Below are 17,192 nucleotides of genomic sequence, written 5' to 3'. Positions count from 1 at the left end.
TTGTCGCGGTCGGTAATGGGGTGGACTTATGCTCGGTCCACTCCCAACCGACAACAACAATGAGGTATGCCATGCGTGAAGTGGTGATCGTCGACAGCGTACGGACCGGCCTGGCCAAATCCTTTCGCGGCAAGTTCAATCAGACCCGCCCGGACGACATGGCGGCCCATTGCGTCAATGCGCTGCTTACCCGCAACGACATCGACCCGGCCAGCGTCGAGGATTGCATCGTCGGCGCCGGCTCCAATGAAGGGGCGCAGGGTTACAACATCGGGCGTAACGTCGCAGTGCTGTCGCACCTGGGCATCGGCACCGCCGGCATGACCCTCAACCGTTTCTGCTCCTCGGGCCTGCAAGCCATCGCGATTGCCGCCAACCAGATTGCCTCGGGTTGCAGCGACATCATCGTTGCCGGCGGCGTCGAGTCCATCAGCCTGACCATGAAAAGCGTCAACACTGACAATCTGATCAACCCGCTGCTGAAAGAGCAGGTGCCGGGCATCTACTTCCCCATGGGTCAGACCGCCGAAATCGTCGCCCGCCGCTACAACGTCAGCCGCGAAGAACAGGATCTTTACGCGCTGCAAAGTCAGCACCGCACGGCCCAGGCTCAGGCCGCCGGGTTGTTTGACGATGAAATCGTGCCGATGGCGGTCAAGTACCGGGTCGAAGACAAGGCCACCGGCCAGGTGCAGATCCTCGACGGCATTGTTGATCGCGACGACTGCAACCGCCCGGACACCACCCTGCAAAGCCTCGCCGGTTTGAAACCGGTGTTTGCCGAGGACGGTTCGGTGACGGCGGGTAACTCGTCGCAACTGTCGGACGGGGCGTCCATGACCTTGGTGATGAGCCTGGAGAAAGCTCTGGAATTGGGACTCAAGCCCAAGGCGTTTTTCCGTGGTTTCACCGTCGCCGGTTGCGCGCCGGATGAAATGGGCATCGGCCCGGTGTTCTCGGTGCCCAAGCTGCTCAAGGCCAAGGGTTTGCAGATTGCCGATATCGATTTGTGGGAGCTCAACGAAGCGTTCGCGTCCCAGTGCCTGTATAGCCGTAATCGGCTGGAAATCGATAACGCGAAGTACAACGTCAATGGCGGGTCGATTTCCATTGGGCATCCGTTTGGCATGACCGGATCGCGGCAGGTGGGGCATCTCGTGCGGGAATTGCAGCGGCGCAACCTGCGTTATGGCGTGGTGACCATGTGCGTTGGGGGCGGGATGGGGGCTACGGGGTTGTTTGAGGCGGTGCGTTAAACCGCAAGATTTGTGGCGACGATTAGATTGCTTTCGCGGGCAAGCCTCGCTCCTACAGGAGATCGCATTCCCCTGTAGGAGCGAGGCTTGCCCGCGAATGGGGCCCTGCGGTCTACCGGTTCCTGCTCTGAAGCTGCATCCGCTCGATATAGGCCTGGATCTCCCGCGCCGCGACTTCGGGGTTGTCAAACGGCCCTTCGAGGGTGTTTTCCCGGGTGCTGAAATACAACTCCCCGTTCACACGACACATCCGGTCACTGCGAAAGTGCGTGGCGGGGGCGTGGTCCTGGGCGCGCATGCCGTACATGGCGGTCTCCTGTGGGATGGTCCTGTCTGCGGATCCAATGAGCTTAGATCTGAAGTACTTGCAGCGCCCGGCCACCTGATCGACGGCACTGCGTCAATTTAGCGTTGCGACCTGCACAGTTTCATTCGCGGCCAGCCCGCAACTGTCCCTGTGTGCCAACCGGCGCCGGGCCTAGAATGACGATTCTCGTCACTGGGCTTTGGGGTCGGCATGCATATTTCATCGGGTCGCTGGGTGTATGGACTGTTCCTGGCGCTGCTGACCGCTGTGCTGTGGGGTATCTTGCCGATCAAACTCAAACAGGTGCTGCAAGTGATGGACCCGGTGACAGTCACCTGGTTTCGCCTGCTGGTGTCCGGCGGTTGCCTGTTCCTCTACCTGGGGGCGACCAAGCGCCTGCCGAGCCGCAAAGTACTCGGTCCCAAGGGCGGCTGGCTGGTGCTGATGGCGGTGCTCGGTCTGGTGGGCAACTACGTGTTGTACCTGATGGGCCTGAACCTGCTCAGCCCCGGCACCGCGCAACTGGTGGTGCAGATGGGGCCGATCATGTTGCTGATCGCCAGTCTGTTTGTGTTCAAGGAACGCTTCAGCATCGGGCAGGGCATTGGCCTGCTGGTGCTGCTGATCGGTTTCGGGCTGTTTTTCAACCAGCGGCTCATGGAACTGCTCACCTCCCTCACCGATTACACCGCCGGCGTGTTGATGGTGCTGGCGGCGTCCACGGTCTGGACCTTTTACGCCCTGGGCCAGAAGCAATTGCTGACGGTGTGGAATTCGTTGCAGGTGATGATGGTGATTTACCTGTTCTGCGCGCTGCTGCTGACGCCGTGGGTGCATCCGCTGGAAGCGCTGAACCTGAGCCCTCGGCAAGGCTGGCTGCTGCTGGCGTGCTGCATGAACACACTGATCGCCTATGGCGCCTTTGCCGAAGCGCTGGCGCATTGGGAGGCTTCGCGGGTCAGTGCGACGCTGGCGATTACGCCGTTGGTGACCTTCGTGGCGGTGGCCGGAGCGGCGTGGGCCTGGCCGGAATATGTGCACGCCGAGACCATCAATGGCCTGGGTTATGGCGGGGCGGTGTTGGTAGTGGTCGGGTCGGCGCTGGTGGCGTTGGGGCCTTCGTTGATGGCCGGTCTCAGGGCTCGGCGCTTAAAGATGGCAGCAGGTTAAACCGCGTTATCGTTCTTCGCGAGCAAGCCCGCTCCCACAGGTAATCGCATTTCCCTGTGGGAGCGGGCTTGCTCGTGAAGACGGACTAACAGGCGCTACAAATCTCAGCCCTTGGCGCCTGCTTCCAGCATATTCTCCGGCCGCACCCACGCATCAAACTGCTCGTCATTCAGATAACCCAGTTGCAACGCCGCTTCACGCAAGGTCAGCCCTTCGCCGTAAGCCTTCTTGGCAATCTCTGCCGACTTGTCGTAGCCAATGTGCGGGTTCAGCGCGGTCACCAGCATCAAGCCCCGTTCCAGGTGTTCCGCCATTTTCTCGGCATCCGGTTCCAGCCCGGCGATGCAATGCTGCTGGAAGTTGCTGCAACCGTCGGCCAGCAGACGAATCGATTGCAGCAGGTTGTGGATGATCACCGGTTTGAACACGTTCAACTGCAAATGACCCTGGCTCGCGGCAAAGCCGATCGCCACGTCGTTGCCCAGCACCTGACAGGCGAGCATCGACAGGGCTTCGCACTGGGTCGGGTTGACCTTGCCGGGCATGATCGAACTGCCGGGTTCGTTGGCCGGCAGTTTCACTTCGGCGAAACCGGCGCGTGGCCCGGAACCCAGCAGACGCAGGTCGTTGGCGATTTTCATCAGGGTCACCGCCAGGGTTTTCAGCGCGCCTGACAGTGTGGTCAACGGCTCATGACCGGCGAGGGCGGCGAATTTGTTCGGCGCGGTGACGAACGGCAGCCCGGAGAGCGCGGCCAGCTCGGCGGCAATCGCTTCACCAAAGCCGTGGGGCGAGTTCAGCCCGGTGCCGACAGCGGTGCCGCCCTGGGCCAGTTCACAGACCTGGGGCAGAGCGCTGCGGATCGCCCGTTCGGCGTAATCCAGTTGCGCGATAAATGCGGACAGTTCCTGGCCGAAGGTGATCGGCGTCGCGTCCATCATGTGGGTGCGGCCGGTCTTGACCAGTTTCATATGACGCGCCGACAGCTCGGCCAAGCCGCCGGACAACTCGCTGATCGCCGGCAACAAGTTCTGCTGCACCGCCTGGACGGTGGCGATGTGCATGGCGGTAGGGAAGCAATCGTTGGAACTCTGGGAGCGGTTGACGTGATCGTTGGGGTGCACCGGCGACTTGCCGCCGCGGGCGTTGCCGGCCAGTTCGTTGGCGCGACCGGCGATCACTTCGTTGACGTTCATGTTGCTCTGGGTGCCGCTGCCGGTCTGCCAGACCACCAGCGGGAACTGGTCGTCATGGCTGCCGTCGAGCACTTCGTCGGCCGCTTGTTCGATCAGCCGGGCGATGTCCGCCGGCAGGTCGCCATTGCGGTCATTGACCCGGGCCGCGGCTTTCTTGATCAGCGCCAGGGCGTGCAACACCGCCAGGGGCATGCGTTCCTGACCGATGGCGAAGTTGATCAGCGAGCGTTGGGTCTGAGCGCCCCAGTAGGCCTCATCCGGGACGTCCACTTCACCAAGGCTGTCGGTTTCGATACGGCTCATCGGTCACACTCCTTAATGTCTGATTGCGCAGTTTAGGCCGTGTTCGGCCATTGTGGTTCCATCAGTCTGTTTTTTGACCACTGGGCCTTACAAATCAAGGCCTGCAAGGGTTGGGGGTTGAGCCATGACGTTTTTTAGGCGCAGAATGGTCGCCCTTGGGGTTTTACCTCGCCTGCTAGAAAAGGAAACTCGATGACTCGTCTTCGTGCCATCTGTACCGCGGTTGCACTGGTTTGCGCCAGCGGCCAGGTTTTTGCCGATACCGCCAGCCACAACGCCAGTGCCGAAGCTTTCCTGACCCTGGCGCACGCTGACAAATTGGGCACTCCGGTGTACATGCAAGTGCAGCAAATGTTCGCTCAGCGCTTTGAACAGACCAAAGCCCCTGAATCGAAAAAAGCCCTGCTGGAAACCTACCAGGCCAAGGCCAACGCCGCTCTGGACCAAGCCATTGGCTGGAACAAGCTCAAACCTGACATGGTTAAGCTCTACACCACCAACTTCAGCGAATCCGAGCTCAAGGACCTGGTTGCGTTCTACCAGTCGCCACTGGGTAAGAAAGTCCTGGAAAAAATGCCGCAGTTGACCCAGCAATCGGCCCAGATGACCCAGGCCAAGCTCGAAAGCGCGGTGCCTGTGGTCAACAAGCTGTTGGCTGACATGACCAACGAGCTGGACCCTAAAGCTGGCGCTGCTGCTCCTGCCCCGGCCAAGAAAAAGCCTTAAGCGGAGTCGGGTATGACCATGCAACAACGCATCGAATCGACGCTGGGGCTGTTGCAGCCCGAGCACCTGCAAGTGCTGGATGAAAGCCACATGCACAGCCGTGGGTTGCAGACCCACTTCAAGGCCGTGGTGGTCAGCCAGCAGTTCGAGGGGCTCAATCGCGTCAAGCGCCACCAGAAGGCCTACGGCACGCTCGGCGAGCTGATGGGTGAGTTTCATGCGTTGGCGCTGCATACCTACACGCCTGAAGAATGGGCACAGATGGATGCGGCTCCGGCCTCACCGACCTGTGCTGGCGGCAGCTCGCATTGATGTGGCGCCCCTTGTAGGAGCGAGGCTTGCCCGCGAAGGCGTCCTCAAGATCGCTATCGCGGGCAAGCCTTGCTCCTACAGGGGGCGTTATTTTTGTTAGACTGCCCAACGCGCCGCTCACCCGGCGCGTTTTTTTTCGCATCCGGTTCACCCCTTACGAGGGTAGCCACCTGGAGAATCACCCATGACACAACCGATTGTCGTGGCGGCACTGTATAAGTTCGTCACCCTGGAAAACTACGTCGAGATGCGTGAGCCATTGCTGCAAGCGATGGTCGACAACGGCATCAAAGGCACCCTGTTGATCGCCGAGGAGGGCATCAACGGCACCGTGTCCGGTAGCCGCGAAGGCATCGACGGGCTGATGGCCTGGCTCAAGAACGACCCGCGCATGGACGACATCGACCACAAAGAGTCGTACTGCGACGACCAGCCGTTCTACCGCACCAAGGTCAAGCTCAAGAAAGAAATCGTCACCCTCGGCGTCGAAGGCGTGGACCCGAACAAAACCGTCGGCACCTACGTCGATCCGCAGAACTGGAACGCGCTGATCAGCGACCCGGAAGTGCTGCTGATCGACACCCGCAACGATTACGAAGTGGCGATCGGCACCTTCGAAGGCGCCATCGATCCGAAAACCACCAGTTTTCGCGAATTCCCCGACTACATCAAAGAACACTTCGACCCGGCCGTGCACAAGAAAGTCGCGATGTTCTGCACCGGCGGCATTCGTTGCGAGAAGGCGTCGAGCTTCATGCTCAGCCAGGGCTTCGACGAGGTCTATCACCTCAAGGGCGGGATTCTGAAGTACCTCGAAGAGGTGCCGCAGGAAGAAACCAAGTGGCAGGGCGACTGTTTTGTATTCGACAACCGTGTGACCGTGCGCCACGACTTGAGCGAAGGCGACTACGATCAATGTCATGCCTGTCGTACACCGATCAGCGTCGAAGACCGCGCATCCGAGCACTACGTGGCCGGCATCAGTTGCCCCCATTGCTGGGATAAGCTGAGCGAGAAAACCCGTCGCAGCGCCATCGACCGGCAGAAGCAGATCGAACTGGCCAAGGCGCGCAATTTGCCGCACCCGATCGGTTACAACTACAAGCAAACCCCTTCCGAGGCTTGAATCCATGTCTGCTCGCCGCCTGCTCTATGTGATGGACCCGATGTGTTCCTGGTGCTGGGGCTTCGCGCCGGTGGCTGAAGCGCTGGTCGAGCAGGCACAGGCAGCGGGCGTGGAGTTGCATCTGGTGGTGGGCGGTTTGCGCACCGGCAGTGGCTCGGCCCTGGAGCCGACCACCCGGCGTTACATCCTTGAGCATTGGCAGGCAGTCACCGAGGCCACCGGCCAGCCGTTCAAACGCGAAGGTGCCTTGCCCGACGGCTTTGTCTACGACACCGAGCCTGCCTGTCGGGCGCTGGTGACGGCGCGCAGCCTGGCGCCGGATTGCGCCTGGAAATTGCTCGGGCTGATCCAGCACGCGTTCTATGCCGAGGGGCGCGACGTCACCCACGCCAGCGTGCTGGTGGAACTGGCGGAGCAGGCCGGGTTGCCGCGTATCGAGTTCGCCGCCGCATTCGACCGCGCCGATCAACACGCCGCCACCGCTGCAGATTTCACTTGGGTCCAGGACCTCGGCATCGCCGGGTTCCCGACCTTGCTGGCCGAGCGTGACGGGCAACTGGCGCTGCTGACCAACGGCTATCAACCCCTGAGTGTCCTGTCACCGCTGCTCGGCCGCTGGCTGGAGCGCGCTGCCTGTGCATGATCTGCCTGACGACGCACCCGCAACCCCGCGTGTCGATCGACTGAGCTGGGCGGAAATCCGCCGACTGGCCCTGCATCACAAAAAATCCCTGTGGATCGCCAACGGCGTAGCCGTGCTGGCGACGTTGTGCAGCGTGCCGATCCCGCTGCTGCTGCCATTGCTGGTGGACGAAGTGCTACTGGGCCACGGCGACTCCGCGCTGAAAGTCATGAACCACGCGTTGCCCGATGTCTGGCAGAAAGCCGCCGGCTACATCGGCCTGATGCTGCTGGTGACCTTCGTCCTGCGCTGTGGCGCGTTGCTGTTCAACGTGGTCCAGGCCAAGTTATTCGCGGCGTTGGCCAAGGACATCGTCTACCGGATTCGCGTGAGGCTGATCGAGCGGCTCAAGCGCATCTCCCTCGGCGAATACGAAAGCCTGGGCAGCGGCACGGTGACCACGCATCTGGTCACCGACCTCGATACCCTGGACAAATTCGTCGGCGAAACCCTCAGCCGTTTCCTCGTGGCCATGCTGACCCTGGTCGGCACCGCGAGCATTCTGGTGTGGATGCACTGGAAACTGGCGCTGCTGATCATGCTGTTCAACCCGTTGGTGATCTACGCCACGGTGCAGTTGGGCAAACGGGTCAAGCACCTGAAAAAACTCGAGAACGACAGCACCTCGCGCTTCACCCAGGCGTTGACCGAAACCCTGGATTCGATCCAGGAAGTGCGCGCCGGTAACCGCCAGGGCTTTTTCCTCGGCCGTCTCGGCCAGCGTGCCCGGGAAGTGCGGGATTACGCGGTCAACTCCCAGTGGAAAACCGATGCGTCGAACCGCGCCAGCGGCTTGCTGTTCCAGTTTGGCATCGATATTTTCCGTGCGGCGGCGATGCTCACTGTGCTGTTTTCCGACCTGTCCATCGGCCAGATGCTCGCGGTGTTCAGCTACCTGTGGTTCATGATCGGCCCGGTAGAACAACTGCTGAACCTGCAATACGCCTACTACGCCGCCGGTGGCGCACTGTCGCGAATCAATGAATTGCTGGCCCGGGCCGATGAGCCGCAATACCCGGGCGGTGTCGATCCGTTCCAGGGCCGTGACACCGTAGGGATCGACGTTCAGGGCCTGAGTTTCAGCTACGGCGATGAACTGGTGCTGGACCAGATGAACCTGTCCATCGCGCCCGGTGAAAAAGTCGCGATTGTCGGCGCCAGCGGTGGCGGCAAAAGCACTCTGGTGCAATTGCTGCTGGGCTTGTACACGCCGCTGGCCGGGACGATTCGTTTCGGTGGCGCCACGCAAGAAGAAATCGGCCTGGAAACCGTACGGGAAAATGTCGCGGTGGTGCTGCAACATCCGGCGCTGTTCAACGACACCATCCGCGCCAACCTGACCATGGGCCGCGTTCGCAGCGATGACGCCTGCTGGCAAGCCCTGGAAATCGCCCAGCTCGACGGCACCGTGCGCGCCTTGCCCCAAGGCCTGGACAGCGTGGTCGGCCGCTCCGGCGTGCGCCTGTCCGGCGGCCAGCGCCAACGTCTGGCCATCGCCCGGATGGTGCTGGCCCAGCCCAAAGTGGTCATCCTCGACGAAGCCACCTCGGCGCTGGACGCCGCCACCGAATACAACCTGCATGAAGCGTTGGCGCGATTCCTCAGCGAACGCACCACGCTGATCATTGCTCATCGGCTGTCAGCGGTGAAGCAGGCTGATCGCGTGCTGGTATTCGATGGCGGGCGCATCGCCGAGGATGGCGACCATCAGCAACTGATTGCCGATGGTGGGTTGTACGCCAAGCTTTATGGGCATTTGCAGCAGTTGTAGGTTATTTCCACAGGACCTCCAGTGCATTTTCCCCGCCGTCGTAGGCGAACTGCTTCATCACCACCGAGCAGGAATCGCATGGCGCCATGGTTGTGGCGACATTGACCGACTGGATCGATTCACTGTCCGGGTACTTGGCACGGATCACGCTGATCAACTTGCTTTCGCTGTCCAGTGAGGTCGGTCGGCTGGTCAGCTCCGGACGGTAAGTGCCAATGTCATCGATAGTGCGCGGCACGGCGAGCAGCTTGCCCTCGGCGGTTACGTCCAGAGAGGTGCTGGAAAACGACTGGTTCATGTCGATATTGAAGTAAGTGGTTTCCCCCACGGTGACCTGATCTGCGCCGAAGTTTTGCTTGAATAGCGGAAGCTGTCCGGTGATCCCTTGAGCCCCCGAAACACTGACGTAGACCTCGCGAGTGCCTGACGCGGTCGTGACTTCCGCATAGGCGATGTTCCTGGGATTCCTGGATCGTTTGCCACGAGGGAGCATGCTATGAAGCGTTCTCATCGTCTTATCGATCTTCAAAGCGCTGTTGGGCGTTTGTGTGATCACCTTTTCCATAAACAGTGCATCGAAGATCTCCGCGGTTCTCTGACGAAAGGCCTCCGAGGCAGTCGTACTGCGTGACCAGGACGTTGCACCTTTTGGTTGGGTGGCGACGATCATGCGCGTCGAATGGTCGAACAATACCGCCTCACCGGGGCTGGTATCGACTGTCAACCATTTGAGCGTATCGGGCGGATAGGTGTGACCGCCGATGGGAATGGCGATGTCCTCCATGGTTTTCATGGCGCGCTCGACGGCTTCGATGCCGTAGAAGCGCGCCATGTTGTTGGCTTGGAGAGAGCCGGTGTAGACCACCCGCAATTCTTCCAGAAGCCCTTCTGCGAGGGTTGTGGCTTTCCTGAAGGTCAACAATTGCTGCACGCTTTGGCCTTTCAGGCGTTCGGCAACGTAAAAGTCCCCCGCATCCAACCGTGTGAATACGTAATGCCTTGAGCCGTCCTTCGCTTCGACGATCGTGGCGCCGGAGTTGAAGGTATGGAAAAAATCTCCCTCGGGGACCGGGACGCTGATTTTGACTCGCCCATAAATACCCGTCTGAAACTCCATCGTCCCTTTCAGCGTTGAATGTGCAGCGAGTGCGGAGATACTCAATGGTGCTCTGTTTGGGGCCGGCGTGTAGTGGCTGTCCCCGAACCAGGGGGCCCAACTGTTGGTTTCATCGAATACTCCCTGTTTGGGGGTGGGGGCCGGGGTGAGGCTGTTGACGTACTGTGTCTGGCAGGTAACGGGATCTCCGGCGCGTCGTACGCGGCAAGGCAACTTTTTGTAGGTCTGTTCGATCGTGAAGCTGTCGGCGCGACGCAGCGTATCGTTCTCCAGCCGATACGCCACATCGTCAATAAACACGGTGGTGCGCCCATCGACCTCGAACACCTCCCTGACCTGGCTTTTTTTCGAGAGCTCAACGATCAGATGGCTGTCGGTTTTTTCCAGGAGGCGGTAGTGAGAGCGTCCCGGAGAAAGTTCTCCGGCCTTGGTCGCCAAAGTCGGGCCGAACAGCCTGGACGATAGCGGATCGATCAGGCGGTAGTCCGACTTGCCAGCGTTTGCCAGATTGCGCACCGGCACGTCGTCAATGCCTTTTACCCGGGCTAATTCATCACCGTTCACCAACGGATTCCAATGTCCTGCGTCACGGATCTGGGGGCGACTGTTCACGAAATCGTAGCGGCCCGCTCTGCCCATCAGCTCCAAGACTTTGAATCGACCGGCCCGGACCAGCTTCACCGTGGTAGCGCTCAGTCCGGTCAATAGGGCGAGCGGGCCATCCAGCGGGTTCAGCGCACCCAGCGTCGATACCACCAATTCCATCGTCAGCTGTTTGAATGACGGCAGGGCGGCCCGCAGTGACGGTCGGCCGGCATGGGTGACCAGTCGCAGCGAGCCCGAGGCAAACTTGCCGACCGGTATCAAAAATGAAATGGCATCGGTAAACAAGCCAAACGCACCGTTGATCAAGCGGGGCCTGTCGCCTGAATCCAGGTCTTCGATGTTGCCCCAGAACGGAACGAACGCCTTGGTCAGCGCGACGACTTTGTTATACCAGGCTGTGTCGCGATCAAATTGCGTGATGCCATTGGCGGCGTTGCGCAGTGTCTTTGGGTCAATGAACAGCAGTTGAGTCGCGATAACACGGCTGATCTTCACCGTGCGCTCGGATGAGAGTGTCTGTGCTGCAGGGGTTGAAGGATCTTTCGCATAAACGGCGGCGACGAGCGTGTCCCCCAACTGTTCGAGAATGGCTTGGCAACGTGCTGCGTCTTGCGGCGCGCTGCCGGTTGAATGGGCCTCCCAATCAAATGGTAGATCCTTGTGGCGCATGACATTGACGCGAACGCTTGAGCTGTGTCGCAGGCTCCAGCGCTCAGTCTCGAGTTGACCACCGAACAGCGCCGGGTCCAGTTTTTCGATGCGGCGCATAACGCCTGCCCTGGGCAGTAGTTCGTAATGGGTGATTTGTTTGTCGAGGGTTGCCTGCAAAACCAGGCCATTGCGAGCCCTGAGCGGCAACATTACTTCCGCCGTTTCATGTTGGGCCTCGATGTCTTTCGTTTCCTTTCTCAGGGAGTAAATCTTGACCTCACCGAACTCCAGGGCCATGCGGTCTTTGTAGGGAAGGGATGCCAGCAAGCTTTTGATCAGCGTTTCATAGGCGTCTGTCGTGTTCGTCAAATAGGACTTGAACTCGACGTCGAACAGCGCCTTTACGTCTGGTAACACCAGCTTGGCCTTCGGTGACCAGACTATGCGCGCACCTTCAAATGAGCCGAGGGGAGACTGCAACGGACCGTTGGTTTTTATCGTTCGATGTTCGTCTATCTGGATCCATTGCTGGCTGACCGTACTGCCGTCGGCGCCCGTTATAAACCATTTCTCTTGCCGATCAAATTTGCCAGCCGCCAATACGTCGAGAAACGAGTAGATGTCATAACCCTTGCCTCTGAGGTAGGGAATGTCACGAGAAATGGAAGGCGGCGGATACAGCTTCTGCGCCAGTTGCCTGCCATCGGCGTTAAAGCCTTTTTTGCCGAAAAGCCTTTCCATTTCTCTTTTACCGATGGCCAGGCGCTCGGGAGCTTTTTTGTCGATCTGGACGGAGGCTTTTGTCAGATCGTCGCTGTATTGTTCGAAGGCCGTCAGCGCCTGCTCAACGTCGGTTTCCGAGTACTGCTCATGGGGTAATTGAGCAATGACGCCGTAAGTTTGCGCCCAGTCCAAAATCGGCGACAGCCTCGCCAGGCTGATGAACCTCAGGATTTCTATCTTCGTCTCTTTGGAGAGTACGCTCGGCAGGTTGACCAGTTGCTGGAAAGTCATCCTGTCCAGGGATCGGGCATCGCTCCACTTGATCACATTCACGCCAGTGAGGAAGTTGACCCAGACTAATGAACTTCTGTAGGCGAGATCGGCCGGAATGCCGGTGACTCGAAACTCCGTGGGAAACCTGGAGAGGAACAGTCGCGCGACCACGATGGCTTCTTTGGCCGATGAGACACGTTTTGAGGTGAACAGGTGGCTTTCAAACTCGGCCCGGATGGCTGGATAACTTTTTCCCCAGTGTTCGCGTGCCTGCCAGTCGTATCCGGCGATTCGTTGCGGATCGTTGCCGGGTCCCTCCAGCCATATTTGCAGCGCCTGGGCGATCAGCCGGGTACGAATGCCCGGTGAAGTCTCTTCACCGATTTCTCCGCCGTACCAATCCAGTGCCGACAGCAGGAGCGTTCCGAGATTCTCGGCTTCAGCGCTTTGCAGGATTTTTTGCAGGTAAACGGCGGGGCATGCCCGCAGCTCTTTGAGGGGCGCTTCAGCGAGAATGGCACCGGTCAAGAATGACAGGGACGATGCGCCTCTATCAGCCAGGAATTGGTCGACGGTGTTGATGATTTCGGCGCGGATGATTTGCGCATGGACCTTTTCGGTGTCCACTTGCAGGGGATCGGTTGCGCCGCGCCGGCGGGCCCGGAACGTGGCACGGTCGGTATCGGTGGGGCGTCGTCTCAACGCCAGGATATCGAAATCGTCCTCCAGCTTTAGCTGGTGACTGGCGATTTTTTCTTGCAGGGCCAGTATGGCACCGGGATGTTCCTGTGGATGTCGTGGCTGCCAGGGCAGGAGACCGTAAAACCAGCACATCCTGCCCAGGGTGATCCTGCGATTGGCGTTGATCTGCCCGCCCAATAAAGCTGCCGCCCGTTCGATACGCGGGGTAAGTGCCTGCCATTTTGCGTTTTTCTTCAGATCCAGCGTGATGCGCTCCCCTGTGTCCTTATAACTTTCATACACATAGGTCTGTACTTCGACGGTCACACTCAGTTCGCCATGCTTGATGTGCAGTCTTGAGCACATATCGATGTACTCTCGATCGCGCAACACATCCCATAACGCATTCAACCCGTCCTCGCTTACCCGGTGTAAGGGTGAAAAGGGGCCGATCAGTATCAAATTGCTCAGATTGACGGTTGCCTGCGGCTCGCGCATGGCGGACAACATCAGTTCGTAGTCTTGCAACTGCCCTGTGTGCATTTCGGCTGGGGAAGGATTAGTGGGAGGGTACAGGCCACTCGGCGTCATCGTTTGCATGAAGTATTGATCTCTTGATAGTCGATTAAGCTGCGCGTCGCTGCGGGCGACTGCATCCGGGCTCGATTACAAGCGATCAATCGCCGTGTCGTGCGGTACATAGTTGTTGCGCGGAAGTTTCCCTTGGGATTCCTCTGCTTTTGTCTGAATGGCGTCGAAAAACGGCGATTGGTGCAAACTTGCCCGCGCCGCAACGAACGCGCCCTTGCGAGGACGGGGAACGCCTCCTAGTCTTGCGGGAGCGGTCGGATCTGGATGATGATCGGGCAGTACCTATGCAAGGGACCTCATGAAGCCAAAACGGACTCTCGGAACGCCACGATTGTTGGGCATCGTCTGGCCGTTTATCGCCGTCGTGCTGTTTCAAGCGTTGCTCGGTGGCGTCAGCCTGTACGTGCTGTCGGCGGTTCGCGGCTATGTGGCCGGGGAAAGCCTGTGGTCCAAGGGCCAGAAAGACGCCATCTATTACCTCAACCTCTACGCCGACAGCCGCGACGAGGCGATTTTCCTCAAATACCAGAACGCCATTGCCGTGCCTCAGGGCGGGCATGAGCTGCGGGTGGCACTGGATAAACAGCCTCCGGATCTTGAAGCGGCACGGGTGGGGATTCTCAAGGGGGGTAACCATCCGGACGACGTTTCCAGCGTTATCTGGCTGTACTTGAACTTCCGGCATTTCAGTTATCTGGAAAAAGCCATTGATCTGTGGACCGTGGGCGATTCTTATCTGGTGCGCCTGGATGACGTTGCCCGGGAGATGCACCAGCAAATCGTCGACAATCAGGCTACCGCTACCGACATCAAGCGCTGGAAAGACCAGATTTTTGCGATCAACGACGGCGTAACCCCGGCGGCCAAGGCGTTTAGCGATGCGTTGGGCGAGGGCTCGCGGGTGATTCTGCGGCTGTTGCTGGTGACCAACCTGGCCACGGCGCTGGGGCTGATCGTGCTGGCGTTGCTGCGCACCCACAAACTGCTTAAACAGCGGCATGCCTTCGCCGAAGCCCTGCAACTGGAGAAAGACCGAGCACAGATCACCCTGCAGTCGATTGGCGACGGGGTGATCACCACGGATGTCGAAGGGGCGATTGCCTACATGAACCCGGCCGCCGAAGCCATGACCCATTGGAAGGCCGAGCAGGCCACGGGACTGCCGCTGGCGGCGCTGTTCAATCTGTTGGACGAGAATGCCCAGGCCGACGGTTTTACCCTGATCGAACACATCCTCAGCGGTAAGCTCAGCGGCGGCAGCGAGCATTCCAAATTGATCCAGCGCCTGGATGGCAGCACCGTGTCGGTAACCTTGGTCGGCGCGCCAATCCGCAATGCCGGCAAGGTCAGCGGCACGGTGCTGGTGCTGCATGACATGACCCAGGAACGGCAATACATCGCCAACCTGTCCTGGCAGGCCACCCACGATGCCTTGACCGGATTGGCCAACCGCCGCGAATTCGAATATCGCCTGGAGCAAGCGCTGCATAACCTGACGCGCCAGCCCGGGCGCCACGCCTTGATGTTCCTCGATCTGGACCAGTTCAAACTGGTCAACGACACCTGCGGCCACGCGGCGGGGGATGAGCTGCTGCGGCATATTTGCGCATTGCTGCAATCCGGTCTGCGTGAGGGCGACACCCTGGCCAGGCTGGGCGGCGACGAGTTCGGCATCCTGTTGGAGAACTGTGCGCCGGAACATGCGGAAAAAATTGCCGAGGTGCTGCGCCAGACCGTGCAAAACCTGCACTTTGTATGGAAGGGCCGGCCGTTCCTGACCACCGTGAGCATCGGCCTGGTGCACGTCGCGCAAACCCCGACCACCCTCGAATCCTCGCTGCGCGCCGCCGATATGGCCTGTTACATGGCCAAGGAAAAGGGCCGCAACCGGGTGCAGGTCTACCATGCCGACGACTCGGAACTTTCCCTGCGCTTCGGTGAAATGGCTTGGGTGCAACGCTTGCACATGGCGCTGGAGGAGAACCGCTTCTGCCTGTATGCCCAGGAAATCGCGCCTTTGGGGCATGTCGAGCACGGTGGTGGGCACATCGAAATACTGTTGCGTCTGCATGACGAGGCCGGGCGCATGATCTTGCCCGACAGTTTCATTCCGGCCGCCGAGCGTTATGGCCTGATGACGTCGCTGGATCGCTGGGTCGTGGAGAATGTATTCAAGATCATTGCCCAATGTATTGCTGAACAGCGCAAAGGTCCGTTGGCCATGTGTGCGATTAATCTTTCAGGCATTACTATCGGAGATGAGGCGTTCCTGGACTTCCTGCGTGAACAGTTTGTTACTTACGCTATTCCTCCTGAAATGATTTGTTTTGAAATTACAGAAACCAGCGCTATTTCCAATTTGGGAAGTGCAATCAGATTTATTAATGAACTCAAGGGTTTAGGTTGCCACTTTTCACTTGATGACTTTTGCGCCGGAATGTCCTCGTTCGCTTACTTGAAACATTTACCTGTAGACTTCTTGAAGATCGACGGGAGTTTCGTAAAGGACATGCTGGACGACCCGATTAACCGCGCTATGGTCGAGGTGATTAACCACATCGGTCATGTCATGGGTAAGCGCACCATTGCCGAGTTTGTGGAGACACCCCAGATCGAGCAGGCATTGCTCGAAATCGGTGTGGATTACGCTCAAGGGTATGTCATAGAACGCCCGCAATTGTTTACCTGTGACAGCTTGCAAAGTCGTCCCGCCAGACCGCAGCCTCTGTTATTCAAGGCGCCTGGCACGTTCCGTTGAAATCTCTTGCTGATCCGTACAATCACAAATCAAAAGGAGCCGAACAGTGATCGACACATTCAACCGAACCGGACCACTCATGGAAGCTGCAAGTTATCCCGCCTGGGCACAACAGTTGATCCAGGATTGCAGCGAGAGTAAACGCCGGGTTGTCGAACACGAACTGTATCAGCGCATGCGAGATAACAAACTCAGCGCAAAAACCATGCGCCAGTACCTGATAGGTGGCTGGCCGGTGGTCGAGCAGTTCGCGTTATATATGGCACAGAATCTCACCAAGACCCGCTTTGCCCGCCACCCCGGCGAAGACATGGCGCGGCGCTGGCTGATGCGTAACATTCGTGTCGAACTTAACCACGCCGATTACTGGGTGCACTGGAGCCGGGCTCACGGTGTCAGCCTGGAAGATCTGCAAGCCCAGCAAGTGGCGCCGGAACTGCATGCCTTGAGTCATTGGTGCTGGCACACCAGTTCGGCGGATTCGCTGATTGTGGCTATCGCTGCGACCAACTACGCCATTGAAGGCGCGACCGGGGAGTGGTCGGCGCTGGTCTGTTCCACAGGTGTTTACGCGGCGGCTTTCCCCGAGGAAGAACGCAAGCGGGCCATGAAATGGCTGAAGATGCACGCCCAGTACGACGACGCTCACCCGTGGGAAGCGCTGGAAATCATCTGCACCCTGGCCGGCAACAACCCGAGCAAAGCCCTGCAAGTGGAATTGCGCCAGGCGGTGTGCAAGAGCTACGACTACATGTTCCTGTTCCTGGAGCGCTGCATGCAGCAGGAACACGCGGAACGGGTGCCGGTAGCTCGCGAACGGATGGCATTGGCTGAAAGCTGATCCAACTGCAACTCAAAACCAAATGTGGGAGCGGGCTTGCTCGCGAAGACGGACTGACAGTCACTAATTAAGTCGACTGACAGATCGCATTCGCGAGCAAGC

At 59.2% G+C, this 17,192-nt stretch carries 12 protein-coding genes; 9 read left to right on the top strand and 3 right to left on the bottom strand.

The window, feature by feature from the left end:
- Positions 1-71: 71 nt before the first annotated feature.
- On the top strand, positions 72-1,256 hold the full coding sequence (locus tag BK665_RS15325; protein ID WP_123406864.1) for a thiolase family protein: 1,185 nt from the start codon (positions 72-74) through the stop codon (positions 1,254-1,256).
- A gap of 112 nt (positions 1,257-1,368) precedes the next feature.
- Here BK665_RS15325 and BK665_RS15320 read toward each other — a convergent pair whose 3' ends face one another.
- Complete coding sequence (locus BK665_RS15320; protein WP_123406862.1) at positions 1,369-1,563, bottom strand: DUF6316 family protein; 195 nt, start codon at positions 1,561-1,563, stop codon at positions 1,369-1,371.
- A gap of 210 nt (positions 1,564-1,773) precedes the next feature.
- Between BK665_RS15320 and BK665_RS15315 the strand changes: the two genes are divergently transcribed.
- Entirely contained in the window at positions 1,774-2,733 is a 960-nt protein-coding gene (locus BK665_RS15315; protein WP_123406860.1) for a DMT family transporter, read from the top strand.
- 104 nt (positions 2,734-2,837) lie between these two features.
- Here the strand turns inward: BK665_RS15315 and BK665_RS15310 are convergent, their stop codons facing one another.
- Positions 2,838-4,232: a class II fumarate hydratase gene (locus BK665_RS15310; RefSeq protein ID WP_123406858.1), complete on the bottom strand. Its 1,395-nt coding sequence runs from the start codon at positions 4,230-4,232 to the stop codon at positions 2,838-2,840.
- A 192-nt stretch (positions 4,233-4,424) separates the two neighbouring features.
- Between BK665_RS15310 and BK665_RS15305 the strand changes: the two genes are divergently transcribed.
- The 5 genes from BK665_RS15305 (at position 4,425) to BK665_RS15285 (ending at position 8,849) form a co-directional block, all read left to right on the top strand.
- Complete coding sequence (locus BK665_RS15305) at positions 4,425-4,958, top strand: DUF2059 domain-containing protein (RefSeq protein WP_123406856.1); 534 nt, start codon at positions 4,425-4,427, stop codon at positions 4,956-4,958.
- A 12-nt stretch (positions 4,959-4,970) separates the two neighbouring features.
- On the top strand, positions 4,971-5,270 hold the full coding sequence (locus BK665_RS15300) for a BolA family protein (protein WP_123406854.1): 300 nt from the start codon (positions 4,971-4,973) through the stop codon (positions 5,268-5,270).
- Positions 5,271-5,454: 184 nt separating this feature from the next.
- Positions 5,455-6,396: an oxygen-dependent tRNA uridine(34) hydroxylase TrhO gene (gene trhO, locus BK665_RS15295; RefSeq protein WP_123406852.1), complete on the top strand. Its 942-nt coding sequence runs from the start codon at positions 5,455-5,457 to the stop codon at positions 6,394-6,396.
- A gap of 40 nt (positions 6,397-6,436) precedes the next feature.
- Positions 6,437-7,039: a DsbA family protein gene (locus BK665_RS15290; protein WP_185076532.1), complete on the top strand. Its 603-nt coding sequence runs from the start codon at positions 6,437-6,439 to the stop codon at positions 7,037-7,039.
- Positions 7,032-8,849 carry an ABC transporter ATP-binding protein gene (locus tag BK665_RS15285; RefSeq protein WP_123406848.1) on the top strand — a complete coding sequence of 606 codons (1,818 nt, stop codon included), beginning with the start codon at positions 7,032-7,034 and terminating at the stop codon, positions 8,847-8,849. The genes BK665_RS15290 and BK665_RS15285 overlap by 8 nt, the downstream gene beginning before the upstream one ends.
- Position 8,850: 1 nt before the next feature.
- Here BK665_RS15285 and BK665_RS15280 read toward each other — a convergent pair whose 3' ends face one another.
- On the bottom strand, positions 8,851-13,500 hold the full coding sequence (locus BK665_RS15280) for a deaminase domain-containing protein (RefSeq protein WP_259699607.1): 4,650 nt from the start codon (positions 13,498-13,500) through the stop codon (positions 8,851-8,853).
- A 289-nt stretch (positions 13,501-13,789) separates the two neighbouring features.
- On the opposite strand from BK665_RS15280, the gene BK665_RS15275 reads away from it, so the two are divergent.
- On the top strand, positions 13,790-16,249 hold the full coding sequence (locus BK665_RS15275) for an EAL domain-containing protein (protein ID WP_123406846.1): 2,460 nt from the start codon (positions 13,790-13,792) through the stop codon (positions 16,247-16,249).
- Between the two features lie 79 nt (positions 16,250-16,328).
- Entirely contained in the window at positions 16,329-17,090 is a 762-nt protein-coding gene (locus BK665_RS15270) for an iron-containing redox enzyme family protein (RefSeq protein ID WP_375538933.1), read from the top strand.
- The last annotated feature ends 102 nt before the right edge of the window (positions 17,091-17,192 follow it).

Origin of the sequence: Pseudomonas frederiksbergensis, assembly GCF_003732665.1 — a bacterium.
In the GTDB taxonomy this organism is placed as follows: Bacteria; Pseudomonadota; Gammaproteobacteria; order Pseudomonadales; family Pseudomonadaceae; genus Aquipseudomonas; species Aquipseudomonas frederiksbergensis_G.
This window is presented reverse-complemented; position numbering and strand designations above follow the sequence as displayed.

Excerpts from the sequence above, each read along its gene's own strand:
- BK665_RS15290 (WP_185076532.1), top strand. The coding sequence starts at position 6,437 with ATGTGTTCCTGGTGCTGGGGCTTCGCGCCGGTGGCTGAAGCGCTGGTC.
- trhO (WP_123406852.1), top strand. The coding sequence starts at position 5,455 with ATGACACAACCGATTGTCGTGGCGGCACTGTATAAGTTCGTCACCCTG.
- BK665_RS15320 (WP_123406862.1), bottom strand. The coding sequence starts at position 1,563 with ATGTACGGCATGCGCGCCCAGGACCACGCCCCCGCCACGCACTTTCGC.
- BK665_RS15270 (WP_375538933.1), top strand. The coding sequence starts at position 16,329 with ATGGAAGCTGCAAGTTATCCCGCCTGGGCACAACAGTTGATCCAGGAT.
- BK665_RS15300 (WP_123406854.1), top strand. The coding sequence starts at position 4,971 with ATGACCATGCAACAACGCATCGAATCGACGCTGGGGCTGTTGCAGCCC.
- BK665_RS15305 (WP_123406856.1), top strand. The coding sequence starts at position 4,425 with ATGACTCGTCTTCGTGCCATCTGTACCGCGGTTGCACTGGTTTGCGCC.
- BK665_RS15275 (WP_123406846.1), top strand. The coding sequence starts at position 13,790 with ATGAAGCCAAAACGGACTCTCGGAACGCCACGATTGTTGGGCATCGTC.
- BK665_RS15280 (WP_259699607.1), bottom strand. The coding sequence starts at position 13,500 with ATGCAAACGATGACGCCGAGTGGCCTGTACCCTCCCACTAATCCTTCC.
- BK665_RS15315 (WP_123406860.1), top strand. The coding sequence starts at position 1,774 with ATGCATATTTCATCGGGTCGCTGGGTGTATGGACTGTTCCTGGCGCTG.
- BK665_RS15325 (WP_123406864.1), top strand. The coding sequence starts at position 72 with ATGCGTGAAGTGGTGATCGTCGACAGCGTACGGACCGGCCTGGCCAAA.
- BK665_RS15310 (WP_123406858.1), bottom strand. The coding sequence starts at position 4,232 with ATGAGCCGTATCGAAACCGACAGCCTTGGTGAAGTGGACGTCCCGGAT.